Below are 15,133 nucleotides of genomic sequence, written 5' to 3' on the forward strand. Positions count from 1 at the left end.
GCGGGGCAGGGCTGGCGGGCGGCGCAAACGGGCGAAATCAGCCATTGCGGAGCAGGCGGAAGGCCGCAGAGGCGCCCCAGCCGGCCGCAATGGCAATTGCCAAAGACATCAGCCCGTAAAGAAACGGCTTCTCGCGCGACATCGCGTAGAGGAACCGCTCCAGCCCGACCTTGCGCACATCGATGTCGGTCTCAAACTTGGAGACAACTTTTCCATCCCGCGTGAGCAAGATTCGCGCGGTATAATGCCCTTCGGTCAGATCGGACGGCATCTCGATGGCGGTGCGGAACAGGGTTTGCTGATCGACCGCGACGGTGTTCTCACGCAGCGAGTAAAGCCCGCGGTCCTCGCGAATGCGCACCACAGCATCGGCAAAATCCTGCGCCCCCTGGATATTCATCGCAGCGCCAACCGAACGGATGGCACGGGCGATAGAGACACGGTAGCGCAGATCCTCGGTATCAGAGATGACCTCTGAAAAGGGCGCACTGGTGGCAATGGCATAAAAGCTGGGCGCGGAATCAACCAAAACACTGTCGGTGTTGACCCAGATGCCGAGCCGTTTGGCCTTGCGGCGCACGGTGACGGGGGACTGGGGACCAGAGACCGCAACAATAACCTGCAGCGAAGGGCCCTCGGGAATGGGGGTTTCGCGCTTTACCGCGCCAAAAATCAGAATTTCTGAGCCGTCAAAATCGGCGGTGATGGCAACGCGGTCCTGGCTGAGGCCCAGCACCACTTCTTCTCCGGCTTTTCCTGCAGCCTGCGCATGCGAGGGTAGCGGAGCAAGGGCGCCCACAGCCAGAGACAGGCAGAGAGACAGCGACTGCAACAGGGGGCGGGTCATGATCAATGTCCTCCCGCCGCGCCAAGGGAATAGAGCTCGGAAGGCATCAGCAGCAGGTCGAGCCCCAGTTTGGCACAGACCACCATGACCATCAGGGCGAGCAGAATACGCAGCTGCTCAGCCTTGAGGTAGACGCCGATGCGGGTGCCAATCTGGGCGCCAACCACGCCACCAACCAGCAACAGAACCGCCAGCACGATATCAACCGTGTAGTTGGTGGTGGCGTGCAGCATCGTTGTAAAGGCCGTTACCAGAATGATCTGAAACAGCGATGTGCCAACAACAACCTTTGTGGGCATGCCAAGAATGTAGATCATTGCAGGCACCATGATAAAACCACCGCCGACGCCCATGATGGCTGCCAGAATACCAACGGCGACGCCGACCAGGATTGGCGGGATGACCGAGATATACAGCCCGGAGGTGCGAAAGCGCATTTTGAACGGCAGGGCATGCACCCAGCCACGCTGGCGGCGCGGCGGCAGAGCGCCACCGGCGCGTTTGGACTTGAATATGGCGTTGAGGCTCTCGATGAACATCAAGGTGCCAACAACGCCCAGGAAGACCACATAGCAAAGGGTCACCAGCAAATCGACCTGTCCGAGGCTTTTGAGGTAGTTAAAGACCACCACGCCCACTGCAGCGCCGATGAGGCCGCCAACCTGCAGCACCATGCCCATCTTGATGTCGACCGTGCGCCTTCGGAAATGCGCCAGGACGCCCGAAAAAGAGGAGGCGACGATCTGGTTGGCCTCGGTGGCGACCGCGACAACGGGCGGGATGCCAATAAAGAACAACAAAGGTGTCATCAGAAATCCACCGCCGACCCCGAACATGCCGGACAAAATTCCGACGATGCCCCCGAGGCCCAGCAGGAGGAAGGCGTTGACCGATACCTCGGCGATGGGAAGGTAAACTTGCATGAATAAGTTAGAGCGCAGCATTGCAAGAAAAGCAACTGAGGATGCCGCTCTGCAGCGTGCAGGACTGATCAGAGGGCGAAACTGGACCTATAGATGGCAAGAGCGCCACAGGCGGCTGGGTGGGGCAGGCGCCGTTGGCCTCTGGCCGGGCTTTTGGGGGGCAGGGGGCTGCAAAGAGGCATACAGGGCTGCAGGCCCCAGAGAAAAGCCCCGCGCAGATGTCAGCTGCGCGGGGCTTTGTAGCCGTTTCTGGCAGGCAGCGCTGCTTAGCGCTCTTTCACATAGGGCTCACCACCGGCGCGGGGGGGGACGGCCTTGCCGACAAAACCCGCAAGGATAACCACCGTCAGGATATAGGGCAGGGCATCCATGGCCTGCACCGGAATGGTCAGTGAGCCCAGCTCGATGTTCTGGAACCGCAGGGCCACGGCCTGCAGCAGGCCAAAGAGCAGACAGGCTCCCATCGCCTGCCAGGGCCGCCATTTGGCAAAGATCAGCGCGGCCAGCGCGATAAAGCCACGTCCGGCGGTCATGTCCTTGACAAAGCCGGCCTGCAGCGCTGTGGCGAGATAGGCGCCGGCAATGCCGCACAACACACCGCAGATCGCCACCGCCGCATAGCGCAGGCCGATGACCGAAACCCCGGCGGTATCCACCGCTGCCGGGTTTTCACCAACGGCGCGCAGGCGCAGGCAAACCGGGTGCGATAGAGGATCCACCAGGTGGCGGGCACCGCCAGAAAGGCAAAATAGACCAGAATGGAATGGCCCGAGATTAGCTCGGAATAGATGGGACCAAAGACGGGCACATCCTTGACGCTGTCGGCAAAGGGAAAGGTGATCGGGCCAAAGCGGCCACTGGTGAGCAGCGATGGCGTGCGTCCGCCCTGTTTGAACCAGTCCTGCGCAATCAGCACGGTCAGGCCTGCCGCCAAAAAGTTGATCGCCACGCCCGAAATGAGCTGGTTGCCACGAAAGGTGATAGAGGCCAGGCCATGCAGGCCGGACAGCACCAGTGATGCGGCGATGCCAGCCAGCAGTCCCAGCCAGACATTGCCGGTTACAGCGGCAATCGCAGCCGAGAAAAACGCCGCCATCAGCATCTTGCCTTCCAGCCCGATATCAAAGACCCCGGCGCGTTCGGAATACAAGCCCGCCAGACAGGCAAGCAGCAGTGGCGTTGCCAGCCGGACGGTGCTGTCCAGCACCTGAATCAAAGTAAGGAAATCCATCAGTTGGCCTCCTTACGCAGGGCAAGGAAGATCTTCTCAAGCGGGATCCGCACCATATTGTCCAATGCACCGGTAAAGAGGATAACCAGCGCCTGGATCACCACGATGAGCTCGCGCGGGATCTTGGTCCAGAGCGCCAGTTCTGCGCCGCCCTGATACAAGAATCCAAACAGGATCGCGGCCACAAACACGCCAAAGGGATGGTTGCGGCCCATCAGGGCAACAGCAATACCAATAAAGCCAGCGCCTTCGGTGGCGTTCAGCACCAGACGTTCGACCTCACCCATCACATTGTTGATGGCCATCATCCCGGCCAATGCGCCCGAGATCATCATGGCGATCATGGTGATTTTTACCGGCGAAATCCCGGCATAACGCGCGCCGGGCTCTGATTTTCCAAAGGCGCGGATCTCAAAGCCCAGAGCGCTGCGCCAGATCCGCAGCCAGACCCCAAAACAGGCGGCAACCGCCACCAGCAGGCTGACATTGGCCGGGGCCGATTTGGAAAAGGCGATGCCAAGCGGTGCCAGCAATTCGTGCAGCGAGGGCAGATGCACCGTGTCGCTGAACCGGGCCGAGGCCGGATCCATCGAGTTTGCAGGCTTCAGCACATTGACCAGCACATAGTTCAGCACAGCCGCGGCGATAAAGTTGAACATGATGGTTGTGATGACGATATGGCTGCCGCGTTTGGCCTGCAGATAGGCCGGAATAGCGGCCCAGGCGGCGCCAAAGAGCCCGGCCCCAAGGGTGGCAAAGAGCAGCGCCAGCGTCCAGTGCGGCCAGGGGATGAACAGGCAGATCATGGCAACACCCAGCCCCCCCAGCATGGCCTGACCTTCGCCACCGATATTGAACAGCCCGGCATGGGCCGCCACCGCCACCGCAAGGCCGGTGAACATGAAATTCGTGGCATAATACAGCGTATAGCCCCAGCCATAGCTGGATCCCAGGGCACCATCGACCATGAGTTTGACAGCCGCAATCGGGTCCTCGCCAATGGCAAGGATCACCAGAGCAGAGAGGCCAGCAGCGAGAACCAGGCTGATCAGGGGGATCAGCACAACATCGGCCCATTTAGGCATTTTTTCCATCTACGCGGCCTCCCCCGCGACGCCGGCCATCAACAGGCCCAGCTCTTTTTCATCGGTCTGGTTCACGTCGCGTTCGCCCATGATCACACCGTCAAACATCACCGCCACGCGGTCGGCGAGCGACAGGATCTCTTCCAGTTCGACCGAGACCAGCAGGATGGCTTTGCCCTGATCGCGCAGATCGACAATTTGTTTGTGAATGAATTCAATGGCGCCAATATCGACGCCACGGGTGGGCTGACCAATCAGCAGCAAATCCGGATTGCGCTCGATCTCACGCGCCACCACGATTTTTTGCTGATTGCCGCCGGAAAAGTTTTTCGCCGCGAGCCAGGGATCTGGCGGCCGCACATCGAATTTCTGCATCTTGGCTTCAGTATCCGCCCGGATCGCCGCATTGTCCATCAACAGGCCCTGCTGGTATTCGGGCGCGTGGTGATAGCCAAAGGCGGTGTTTTCCCAGGCGTGAAAGTCCATGAGCAGGCCCTCGCGCTGGCGATCCTCTGGTACATGGGCCACGTGCGATGCGCGCCGGGCGCGGGCATCCGAGCCAGCGCCGCGCAGCGGCAGATCGCTGCCGTTCAGGCGAATGGTGCCTTCGCCAATGCGCATGCCACCCAGCACCTCTAGCAGTTCCGACTGGCCATTGCCGGCCACGCCCGCAATGCCGAGGATCTCTCCGGCCCGCACCGTCAGGTCGATGCCTTTGACGCGTTCCACGCCGGCCTCGTCCATGACCCGCAGGTTTTCAATTTCAAGCACCGGTTTGCCGGGGTTTGCTGGGAGTTTATCCACCTGCAGCAGCACCTTGCGCCCCACCATCAGCTCTGCCAGATGCTCGGGGCTGGTCTCGGCGGTTTTGACCGTTGCCGTCATCTCGCCGCGCCGCATCACCGAGACCGTGTCGGTGGGTTCCATAATTTCGCGCAGCTTATGGGTGATCAGGATGATGGTTTTGCCTTCGGCGCGCAGCCGGTCGAGAATGCGAAACAACTGGTCAGCCTCGGCCGGGGTCAGCACGCCGGTGGGCTCATCCAGAATCAGGATATCGGCCTGACGATACAGCGCTTTCAGGATCTCGACCCGCTGCTGCATGCCGACGCCGATTTCATCAATGCGCTTGTCGGGATCAACGTTGAGCTCATACTCGGCAGCGAGCTCTTTCAGGATCTTGCGCGCCTTGGTCAATGAGGGCATCAGCAGGCCGCCCTCTTCGGCGCCCAGCACGATGTTTTCCAGCACGGTGAAATTCTCCACCAGTTTGAAATGCTGAAACACCATGCCGATACCGGCCGCGATGGCGGCCTGGCTGTCGGGGATCTCGGTTTTGCTGCCGTTGATCCAGACCTCGCCTTTGTCGGCTTTGTAAAACCCGTAGAGGATGCTCATCAGGGTGGATTTGCCAGCGCCGTTTTCGCCAATGATACCGTGGATGGTACCGGGTGCGACGCTGATCGAGATGTCTTTGTTGGCTTGAACGGGGCCAAAGGATTTTGAAATCCCTTTGAGTTCAATGGCGGGGGCGGTCAATCGGGCTCTCCCATGCCTGAAAATCCAATCACACGCAGCAGCCTGTCCTCTGCCAGATCTGCGAAATACTGCCCGCGCATCATAGCCGTAAACTGGGCAATATAGTCCGAAAAGGCCTCGCGGCCCTGTATGCAGCCCTCAATCGGGTCTGGAGCGTTTGGATCGGAGTAGTAAAAAATCGGCCCAATGGCTGCATCTGTCTTGGCAGCACGCTCCTCGGGCGACGGGGCGCCCCAGGCCGAAAACAAGGTATGAAGACACATTGTCATGGCCTGGGGCTTTCTGTTTAGAACTTCAGCACAGGGCAGCTGTTGTCCGCATAGTAGGACACAACTTCGATCTCGCCGTCGATGATCTGCTGGCGGGCCTTATCTACGGCCGCTTTCATCTCATCGCTGACCAGGGCCGCGTTGTTCTCGTCGAGCGCATAGCCAACACCCTCTTCCGCCAGACCCATAGAGAAGACGCCTGCCTCAATGGATTCGCCTGCGGTCATGGCTTCATAGACGGCAACATCGACGCGCTTCATCATCGAGGTCAGGACTTTGCCCGGGTGCAGGTGGTTCTGGTTGCTGTCAACGCCGATCGACAGGATGCCTTCGTCAGCGGCGGTTTGCAGAACACCAACACCGGTGCCACCGGCCGCAGCATAGACCACATCGGCGCCCTGGCTGATCTGTGCTTTGGTCAGCTCAGAGCCTTTGACCGGGTCATTCCAGGCCGCAGGGGTGGTGCCGGTCATGTTGGCAATCACGGTCGCATCAGGGTTCACCGCTTTGACGCCCTGGGCATAGCCGCAGCCAAAGTGACGGATCAGCGGCACGTCCATACCGCCAACAAAGCCAACAGTGTTGGTTTTCGAGGCCATCGCCGCCATCATGCCAACCAGATACGAGCCTTCGTGCTCGGCAAAGCCAACCTGACGAATATTTGGTTGATCAAGCCAGGTGACGTCGATCACAACAAATTTGGTATCAGGATAGTCGGGGGCAACAGAGCTGAGCGGGTCAGCCATACCAAAACCCATGGTGACGATGGGGTTCGAGCCGGCCTCGGCAAAGCGGCGCAGGGCCTGCTCACGCTGGGCTTCTGACTGCAGTTCGATCTCGCGGAAGGTGCCGCCAGATTCTTCTGCCCAACGCTGTGCGCCACCAAAGGCGGCTTCGTTAAAGCTTTTGTCGAATTTGCCACCCAGATCAAAGATCAGCGCAGGCTCGGCCAGGGCGGCACCAGCAGAAAGGGCCAGCGTGGCTGTGGCGCCCATCAGGGATTTCATCAGCGTCATTAGGGGTACTCCCGGTTTGTTATTCCCGCAGAGGCCAAAGGAGGTCGGACCAGCCTAGCAAGGATTGTTTTTAAAAGGTGCGGCAATTTAGCCCTTTGGGCGGGGAGGGGGTCAACTGCTTTTTGACCATATGGTGCGAAATCCGCGCAGGGAGCCTAACGTAAGTTCTTTCGCATCACGATAGCGTCCACGGATCCGGCATTTTCACGGCTATAGTATCCGGAACGGCGTCCACAAGCCACGAATCCCTCTGCCAAATATAGGTTCTGTGCGGCCGTATTGTCGGCGGCGACTTCTAAAAAGGCAGTGTCAGCCCCGCGTGTTTGCGCCAGCTGCTGCCAGGTCTGCATGGTTTTGCGGCCGAGGCCCTGGCGCTGGTGGGTGGGGGCCGTGGCAATGGTCAGCAGTTCGGCCTCATCGGCGATGACGCGCACCAGCGCAAAGGCACGCGCATCTCCTACGGCAAAGGCCAGGGGACTGTCGAGCAGAGAGGCGAATTCATCCTCTGACCAGGGCCGGGACTGCATAAAGGCTGCGGCATGGATCCGCGCCATTGCTTTCGGGGATAAGGTCTCAGCCATCAATCAATTGCGGTGGCTGATCACGGGCCGGTGCCGCATCTGCGGCGCGCAGATACAGCGGCGCGGGGGAGGCTGTGCAGTGCTGGAAACGCGTGGCGGTGAGTATGGCAATACGTTGCGCCAAATCTGCGGGAGAGGCCTCAGGCGCAAAGCTCAGCCCGGCGCTGCGGGCGGCGTCGCGGGCTTCAGACTCTGGCATCAGACGCGGCGCTTCCCCTGGCAGGGCGGCATAGACCTGCGCCCGAGGGGCAGGCACCGCTGCCAGCGTGCCCGCAGCGTCGCGGGCATCAAAGCCCGAGATGCCAACGGCCGGAATTCCCAGCCCCAGGGCCAACCCGCGCGCGGCAGAAACCGCGATGCGGATGCCGGTGAAATTGCCCGGACCCACCCCGACCCCTATGGCGTCCAGATCTGACCAGGTGACGCCTGCCTCCGTCAGGATCTCTTCGAGGAGGGGCATCAAGCGTTCCGCCTGCCCACGCGTCCGTTCCTCAAAGCGTTCCGCCAGCAGTACATCCCCACGCAACAAAGCAGCCGCGCAATGCGCGGCGGAGGTGTCAAAGCCCAAAACCAGGGGGGCAGAGGCGGGTGGGGCGGGATGACGGTGTCTGGCATGGTCAGATCTTGTTGTTTGGGACGTTCAAAGTGTTGCGGGCCGAGGAGGCAGACCGTTGAAGGTCATCCTCAATATGAAGCCAGGGAAGTCGCGATGCCGCGTGGCTATGGAGCTGCGGCGGGAGTGCTGCGGCTTGGTCCAGCAGGCCAATAGGCACATATATTTGTCCGGGCAGATAGTCAAAGCTGGCCGCGAGAGGTGAGCCGCAGTCCGGGCAGTTCCATCGCATGACACCAGGATGGCGTGAAAATCCGCGTCCCAGTTCAGGTGTCACGCTTAGGTCCTTGGAGGCAAAGGCTGCAAAGGCGCCGACTGGCGCCCCGGTCCAGCGGCGACAGTCGGTGCAGTGGCAATAGGCCACTGTTTTTGGCGCTGCAGCTAATCTCAGTTCACATTTGCCACAATAGCAGCGACCAGTGATCGCAAGATTTGCCTCAGACGGCAACTGGACGGACTTCGGTCACTTCCGGGATGTAATGGCGCAGCAGATTTTCGATGCCCATCTTCAGCGTCAAAGTGGACGAGGGGCAGCCGGCACAGGCCCCCTGCATATGCAGGTAGACCACACCGCGATCAAATCCGTGAAACGTAATGTCGCCACCATCCTGAGCCACGGCCGGGCGCACACGGCTGTCCAGCAGATCCTTGATCTGGTCGACGATTTCAGAGTTTTCTCCACTGTGCTCTGCGTGGCCAGAGGACTGCTCTCCACCAGCGTCAACAATGGGTTGACCAGACTGGTAATGCTCCATGATGGCGCCAAGGATCGCAGGTTTGATATGGTCCCACTCGATCTCGTCCGACTTGGTCACGGTGACGAAGTCATTGCCAAAGAAGACGCCATTGACGCCTGAGACTGCAAAAATCCGTGTTGCCAGCGGTGATGTCCCTGCGGTCTCAGAGCTGGGGAAATCAGCGGTGCCAGCGTCCAGAACGGTCTGGCCCGGCAGGAATTTCAGCGTCGCCGGGTTGGGCGTGGATTCGGTCTGAATAAACATCTCGGGCCTCCAAATTGCGTCTATGGGATATGCGCTTCAGGGCGCATCAAGTCAAGGTTTAGAATTATTCTAAATTCATCAGGGCCGCGCTGCAACCCCATTTTTTGGCTCTTGAACACTGGACTGTTGAACACTGGCCCCTTGAACACTGGCGCCTTTAGCACTGGCCCCTTGGACACTGGGCTGTGGGGCTAGGTGATGGCATCCAGCCGTTCCTTTGACAGATCGCCTGGAACAATTGTGATGGGGACGGGAAGGCTGCCTGACGATTTGCTCAGCTGTGTCACCAGCGGACCCGGGCCCTTGCGATCATTGCCCGCTCCCAGAACCAGGACACCGATTTCGGTATCTGCCTCAATCTGTGCCATGATCTCAGGCACCGCATCGCCCTCACGTATGACCAACTCCGGGTCCACACCCTGACGGTCGCGCATCCATTTGGCAAAGACTTCAAAATGGGCATGGATGCGTTCACGGGCTTCCTCACGCATCACCTCGCCGACACCAATCCAGTGATTGAAATCATCCGGTGGAATGACCGAAAGGATGGCGACCCCGCCTCCGGTTTTGGCTGCGCGCATGGCAGCAAAACGCATGGCGTTCAAACATTCACGGCTGTCATCCAGTACAACAAGGAATTTGCGCATTTCAGGCCTCTGGTTGCTCCGACAGGGATCATGACGCAATAGCGCGCGCGCAACAATAGCTTTGACGCAGAAGCCTGTTTTCGCCTGTGACGCGTTTCGCGCGAAAGAGAGAGGCGGAGCGCTCCCGCCTGTTCCTGGGGATCAAGGATCCCCATTATAGTTGGGCCCGTGACTAGTTGGACCCGTGACAGTTGAGACTGGCGCCGCAGGCGCGGCGCAGGACGCTCATCAAAGCACGGTGGCCTCTCTTGTGGTCGCAACCGCGCCGTGCCGCTTGGCACGGCGCTATGCCCAACGGGCGATGCGCCGCCTTCTTCAGGCGGCGAGGGCGACGGGCGGGAGCAGATGGGAGTTTATCTCATCCGTCTCGTGGGATGTTAATGTTAGCTGCGGCTCGCGGCCCAGTCCCAATATAGATCACGCACGCGTTTTGCCATCGGGCCGCTCTGGTAGGTGCACTCATCAAAGGCGGTGACAGGGGTTACTTTGCTCATGTTGCCGGACATAAAGATTTCGTCGGCCGCCTCAAAATCCTGATAGCCCAACACGGTTTCATGCACTTTGACCCCATCGGCACGCAGGTTCGCGATGTGGCGCGCCCGGGTAATACCTGCGAGAAAGGTGCCGTTTGGCACCGGGGTAAAGACCTCACCGTCACGCACCATGAATATGTTGGCAGTCGCCGTTTCTGCGACATTGCCCATGGCATCCAGCACCAGTGCATTGGTGAATCCTTTGGCGCGAGCCTCTCGCAGCATCCGGGCATTGTTTGGGTAAAGACAGCCTGCCTTGGCGTTGACCACGGCACTTTCCAGGATTGGTCGCCGGAAGCGGGTTCGGTTCAGGCTGGCGCTGGAGGCAGCAGGTGCCATAGGGATTTCCTCCAGGCAAAGCGCAAACTCGGTGCTTTCCGGAGACGGCGCAATCACCGTGTCATCGCCGTTGGTGGCCCAGTACATTGGACGAATGTACACGGCCGCCCCCGCATCAAAGCTCTTCAGACCTTCCAGCGCGATCTCCACCATATCGCTTGGCTGCACGGTGGGAACCATCATCAAAGCCTCGGCAGAGGCATTGGTGCGGGCGCAATGCAGGTCCAGATCTGGCGTCATCCCATCAAACAGTCGTGCGCCATCAAACACGGATGAGCCCAGCCACATTGCGTGGTCCGCCGCTTTCATCACCGCCAGATCGCCGTCATGCCAGCTGCCTTGAAAATAGGTGCGGATGTTTTTGCCTACGGCCATGGTCTTTGCCCTCCTGGTCAGATCTGAGGAGAAACTAGGAGAGAAAAGGTCATAGGGCCAGACCTTTTTGCCCTTGGCACCTGCCTGGTTTGACATGGGCACCTGCCTGGTTGAGTGCCAAAGATGCCTTGGTCAGGTGAGCCACCTGGCAAGCAAGCTGCGAAACCTATTGGGGTGTGCGGCCAAGGAAAAGAGAAGGGAAAGAGACCTGTCAGGCTCTGCTCATTCTTCCCTTGCGGATGTCATGGATGGGCTCTTTCGTCTCTTGCTATTGCGTCTCATCTTTTGGTTTATTGAAAGGCATCTGTAATTCAAACGTGCTGAATGCGGCAGAGACACAGCACGCAGATTCCCCCGTCTTTAGGCCGGGACTACACCCCTGCAGCGCAGAAGGCTGGACTGGCTATATGGTGCCGCCGCGCGCGCCGTCAGGCGCGCGCTGGGCCCAACAGGGGCGGTGCATCTTTGATGCGCCTTGTCCCCTGGCGGGAGGATTTGGGAGGTGGTCTGCAGGCCTTCTGCTGGCTCCAACAGCTGGCTCGCTGACGGGCCAGTCTACTGACTGGTCTACTTGCCGGGCTTCAGGCCTAGCTTGGCCAGCGTCGCACCGGCTTCGGCCTGCCAGCGGGTGTTCAACTCGCGATTGGGCGTGCGGCGCAGGCCCAGAGATTTCAGCCCGTCGAAGTTATCCGAATCCTCGGTGCCAAAACTCACAGAAACCCGCGGCCACCAATAGTTGACCAAGGGTTGCAGATCGCCCGTGCCACTGTCCTCAATCAACCGCTCCAGCCCCTCTTCGGCCAGTTCCGCATGGCGGGCCTCGATCGGGGCTATGGCGCGAAAGGCTTCGGCCAGGGGCTGATAGGAAATCAGGGAGAACTCGGCCAGTTGCACCGCCACGGCGCGACCCATCAACAGGTTCATCACCACAGCATCGGCCCAGCCCTGCAGCGGGTAGTTGAATACCGCCAGCCGCATGTCGTGGCCCGTACGGCTCTGGCCGATGTCGGCATCGCGCTCCAGCCGCGCTGTCCAGGGGTGATGGTCGGCGTAGCGCTCGGTGTCGGCGCCAAACTCACCCATGATCCTGAGCACACGATCGGCGTTGTCGCTTTTCTCCAGCACGATCTTGGCGGCAGCGATACGGGCCTTGATGCCGGGGCCTGCATTGATGATATCGGCAAAGCCAGCCGCACCGGCCAACTCGCTGTCAACAAAGGTCGCCATCAGTTTCAGCAAGGCAGCGCGATAGCGCGGTGGCACATTGGCCGGATTGCTCAGCATGCCGCCCTGGGCAAGATAGCTTTCGATGCTCATGTCCTCGGCCATGGAATGTCCTTCCTCTAAAACGCGTTACTGATCGTAGTCGACAACGACCCTGTCGGTGACAGGAAAGGCCTGACAGGAGAGCACATAGCCCTTTTCGACCTCGTAATCCTCCAGTGCATGGTTGGCGACCATCTCGACTTCACCCTCAATCACCCTGCAGCGACAGGTCGAGCAAACCCCGGCCTTGCAGGCATAGGGCGCATCCATGGCGTTCTCCAGTGCGGCGTCGAGGATGGAGATGTCTTTGCCCATCTCGATGGTCTGGGTCGCGCCATCCAGGGTGATCGCGGCCGTCGCCTGATTGCCGCCACTGGCAGTATCTGCGGTGCTCTCCTTGCGTTTGGCGCGACCGGGCTGCGCCGAGGCAAACAGGTCGAACTTGATCTGTGGATCCGCAAGGCCCGCTGTGCGCAGGGCGGCAGCTATGCCCAGCATCATGGGTTCAGGGCCGCAGATAAAGGCGGTATCAACGGATTTGATGTCGATCCAGTGCTCAAACAGCTGCGCACATTTTTCTTCCGTCACCAGCCCGGTAAAGAGGTCGATTTCCTGCGCGTCTGATTCCAGAATATGGATGACGTTGAAGCGCCCCATATAGGTGTTCTTCAGATCCTCCAGCTCCTCACGGAACATAATCGTGTTCACACCCCGGTTGGCATAGACCAGCGAGAAAGAGGCGTTTGGCTCGGCCGCCAGAGTGGTCTTGAGGATCGAGAGCACCGGCGTGACGCCGGAGCCGCCGGCAAACCCGAGATAGGTTTTTGTGCTTGTTGCATCCAGTGGCGTGAAAAAGCTGCCCATGGGGGGCATTGCCTGCAGGGTGTCGCCCACGTGCAGCTCGGTATTGGCCCAGGTGGAAAAGGCGCCGCCCTCGACCCGTTTGATGCCGACCTGCAGGATGCCATCCTGCTTGCCAGCGCAGATCGAATAGCTGCGGCGCAGCTCTTCGCCATCAAAGTCGCGGCGAAACGTCAGATACTGGCCCTGGGTAAAATCAAACTCCGCCGCTGCGCCATTCACAGGCTTCAGGGAGACCACAACCGCATCGCGGATGGTCTTGCGGACTTCGGTAACTTCGAGATCGTGGAAGCGCGCCATGCAGGTCTCCTCAGATGCACTTGAAATAGTCAAAGGGTTCAAGACAGTCCTGGCAACGCCAGTGTGCCTTACAGGGGGTGGAGCCAAACTGGCTCACACGGGTCACATTCTTGCTTTGGCAATTGGGGCAGCGCTCGGGGCCGCCTGCGGCCTGCGGCGGCGCGATGCCATAGTCTTCCAGCTTGGCGCGGCCCTTCTCGGACATCCAGTCGGTGGTCCAGGGCGGCGAGATCTGCGTCTTGAGCTGGATCTTGTCCAGGCCGTGGTCGCGCAGCGCGGTCTCGATATCGAGATTGATGATCGCCGTGGCAGGACAGCCGGAATAGGTGGGGGTAACAGCCACCTCTAAGGTGTCACCCTGCCATTGCACGCCACGAATAATACCAAGATCCACCAGGCTGATGACCGGAATTTCCGGGTCCGGCACGGCGTCGAGCCACTCCCAGATCTGGTCTACACTTGGTTTTTCGATGACTTTCTTCATGCGATCCGTCCTTGGATATGCAGCACCCAACCGAAAGGTCGGGCAGCGGCCGTCCGCCCCTGTCGAACCGGAGGTTTGCCTCCGGCAAAACGGCGGGCGCTTTGCTTCCGCCCGCGGACAGGAGCTGCCCTATGCCTTCACTTTCGATCTACCAGCTGGCGCCGGGATAGGCGCGCTGCAGCCATTGCATTTGCGTCAGCAGATGACCCAGATGCTCGGTATGCATCGCGCCGGTGCGGCCGCCCTTATGGCCAAAACTGCTCTCGGGGAGGGTCAGTGTGGCCTCGGTCAGCACGCGGGTAATCAGCGCGTCATACTCACCCCGCAGCGCGGCCGGATCGGGCGCTATGCCCGCCTGAACCATCGCGGCATCCACCGCATCCGAGCTGAACATCTCGCCAACATAGGGCCAGGGATAGTCGAGGGCTGCCTGCATATAGTCATGGCTTTGCTCGGTGCCATCCCCCAGACCCACAACCGTGTCAGCTGAGCGCTCCAGGTGGCAGGCGACCTCTTTAGAGGTCTTGGCGGCGATGGCTGCAATGCGCGCATTCGAGGAGGTCATCAGATGCCCCAGCTGGATCGAATGCCAGGCGTCAAACAGGAACTGGCGCATCAGGGTGCGGCCAAAATCCTCGTTGGGAACCTCGACCAGCAGCACATTGCGAAACTCCCAGACGTCGCGCAAAAAGGCCAGATCATCGGCGGATTTCTCTTCGCCTTGCACTTCGGCGGCAAGGCCCAGCCACATCTGGGTCTGACCAATCAGATCCAGCGCGGTGTTTGCCAGTGCGATGTCTTCTTCCAGCACCGGCGCATGGCCGCACCATTCGCTGACCCGGTGGCCCAAAATCAGGGTGTTGTCGCCCATGCGCAGCAGGAACTGAAACAGGGCCTGATCTGCTGTGAGATCCTGCGCCATTACATCGCTCCCACTTCGTCAGGAATGTCAAAGAATGTCGGGTGACGGTAGACTTTGCTTTCAGCAGGCTCGTACAGCGGGCCTTTGTTGCTGGGCGAGGAGGCGGTGATGTTATTGGCCTCCACCACCCAGATCGACACGCCCTCATTGCGGCGGGTGTAGACGTCGCGGGCGTTCTTGATCGCCATTTCGGCATCCGGCGCGTGCAAAGAGCCGACGTGGCGGTGGCTTAGCCCGTGTTGACCGCGGATAAAGACTTCCCAGAGGGGCCATTCGTTTTTCATAGCTCAGTTCTCCTGGC

17 protein-coding genes and 1 pseudogene are annotated in these 15,133 nt (G+C 60.0%); all 18 read right to left on the bottom strand.

From position 1 onward, the window contains the following. Window positions 1-37 precede the first annotated feature (37 nt). The 18 genes and pseudogenes from B4968_RS02030 to paaB all read right to left on the bottom strand — a co-directional run bounded on the left by B4968_RS02030 (window position 38) and on the right by paaB (window position 15,116). Window positions 38-847: a TIGR02186 family protein gene (locus B4968_RS02030; RefSeq protein ID WP_083096161.1), complete on the bottom strand. Its 810-nt coding sequence runs from the start codon at window positions 845-847 to the stop codon at window positions 38-40. Window positions 848-849: 2 nt separating this feature from the next. After that, window positions 850-1,770 (bottom strand): sulfite exporter TauE/SafE family protein, encoded by a 921-nt coding sequence (locus tag B4968_RS02035; RefSeq protein ID WP_083096163.1) that lies wholly within the window; start codon window positions 1,768-1,770, stop codon window positions 850-852. A 266-nt stretch (window positions 1,771-2,036) separates the two neighbouring features. Continuing rightward, window positions 2,037-3,001, bottom strand: a pseudogene (locus tag B4968_RS02040) (ABC transporter permease). Next, window positions 3,001-4,095: an ABC transporter permease gene (locus tag B4968_RS02045; protein ID WP_083096165.1), complete on the bottom strand. Its 1,095-nt coding sequence runs from the start codon at window positions 4,093-4,095 to the stop codon at window positions 3,001-3,003. Before B4968_RS02045 ends, B4968_RS02040 begins: the two are co-directional and overlap by 1 nt. Beyond that, on the bottom strand, window positions 4,096-5,625 hold the full coding sequence (locus tag B4968_RS02050) for an ABC transporter ATP-binding protein (RefSeq protein ID WP_083096168.1): 1,530 nt from the start codon (window positions 5,623-5,625) through the stop codon (window positions 4,096-4,098). Next, a complete protein-coding gene (locus tag B4968_RS02055; RefSeq protein ID WP_241525503.1) occupies window positions 5,622-5,888 on the bottom strand; it encodes a nuclear transport factor 2 family protein in 267 nt (88 codons plus the stop codon). Before B4968_RS02055 ends, B4968_RS02050 begins: the two co-directional genes overlap by 4 nt. A gap of 23 nt (window positions 5,889-5,911) precedes the next feature. Then, complete coding sequence (locus B4968_RS02060) at window positions 5,912-6,910, bottom strand: BMP family lipoprotein (protein WP_083096173.1); 999 nt, start codon at window positions 6,908-6,910, stop codon at window positions 5,912-5,914. Window positions 6,911-7,065: 155 nt separating this feature from the next. Further along, window positions 7,066-7,491: a GNAT family N-acetyltransferase gene (locus B4968_RS02065; protein WP_241525504.1), complete on the bottom strand. Its 426-nt coding sequence runs from the start codon at window positions 7,489-7,491 to the stop codon at window positions 7,066-7,068. After that, window positions 7,484-8,020, bottom strand: coding sequence for a tRNA (adenosine(37)-N6)-threonylcarbamoyltransferase complex dimerization subunit type 1 TsaB (gene tsaB, locus B4968_RS02070; protein ID WP_420916444.1), 537 nt, complete (start codon window positions 8,018-8,020; stop codon window positions 7,484-7,486). The genes B4968_RS02065 and tsaB overlap by 8 nt, the downstream gene beginning before the upstream one ends. A gap of 88 nt (window positions 8,021-8,108) precedes the next feature. Continuing rightward, window positions 8,109-8,552: a GFA family protein gene (locus B4968_RS02075; protein ID WP_083096180.1), complete on the bottom strand. Its 444-nt coding sequence runs from the start codon at window positions 8,550-8,552 to the stop codon at window positions 8,109-8,111. After that, a complete protein-coding gene (locus B4968_RS02080) occupies window positions 8,542-9,105 on the bottom strand; it encodes a NifU family protein (RefSeq protein ID WP_083096183.1) in 564 nt (187 codons plus the stop codon). Before B4968_RS02080 ends, B4968_RS02075 begins: the two co-directional genes overlap by 11 nt. 191 nt (window positions 9,106-9,296) lie before the next feature. Continuing rightward, window positions 9,297-9,752, bottom strand: a complete 456-nt coding sequence (locus tag B4968_RS02085) for a universal stress protein (protein WP_083096185.1) — start codon at window positions 9,750-9,752, stop codon at window positions 9,297-9,299. 383 nt (window positions 9,753-10,135) lie between these two features. Next, entirely contained in the window at window positions 10,136-10,999 is an 864-nt protein-coding gene (locus B4968_RS02090) for a branched-chain amino acid aminotransferase (protein ID WP_083096280.1), read from the bottom strand. Window positions 11,000-11,566: 567 nt separating this feature from the next. Next, on the bottom strand, window positions 11,567-12,328 hold the full coding sequence (locus tag B4968_RS02095) for a Phenylacetic acid catabolic protein (RefSeq protein WP_083096188.1): 762 nt from the start codon (window positions 12,326-12,328) through the stop codon (window positions 11,567-11,569). Between the two features lie 24 nt (window positions 12,329-12,352). Next, a complete protein-coding gene (locus B4968_RS02100) occupies window positions 12,353-13,426 on the bottom strand; it encodes a 2Fe-2S iron-sulfur cluster-binding protein (RefSeq protein ID WP_083096190.1) in 1,074 nt (357 codons plus the stop codon). Between the two features lie 10 nt (window positions 13,427-13,436). Next, complete coding sequence (gene paaD, locus B4968_RS02105) at window positions 13,437-13,910, bottom strand: 1,2-phenylacetyl-CoA epoxidase subunit PaaD (protein ID WP_083096192.1); 474 nt, start codon at window positions 13,908-13,910, stop codon at window positions 13,437-13,439. Between the two features lie 148 nt (window positions 13,911-14,058). Continuing rightward, window positions 14,059-14,832: a 1,2-phenylacetyl-CoA epoxidase subunit PaaC gene (gene paaC / locus B4968_RS02110; protein ID WP_083096194.1), complete on the bottom strand. Its 774-nt coding sequence runs from the start codon at window positions 14,830-14,832 to the stop codon at window positions 14,059-14,061. Continuing rightward, a complete protein-coding gene (gene paaB / locus B4968_RS02115) occupies window positions 14,832-15,116 on the bottom strand; it encodes a 1,2-phenylacetyl-CoA epoxidase subunit PaaB (protein ID WP_083096197.1) in 285 nt (94 codons plus the stop codon). Before paaB ends, paaC begins: the two co-directional genes overlap by 1 nt. Window positions 15,117-15,133: the final 17 nt, after the last annotated feature.

Origin of the sequence: Pseudophaeobacter leonis (genome assembly GCF_002087335.1) — a bacterium.
Taxonomy (GTDB): Bacteria; Pseudomonadota; Alphaproteobacteria; order Rhodobacterales; family Rhodobacteraceae; genus Pseudophaeobacter; species Pseudophaeobacter leonis.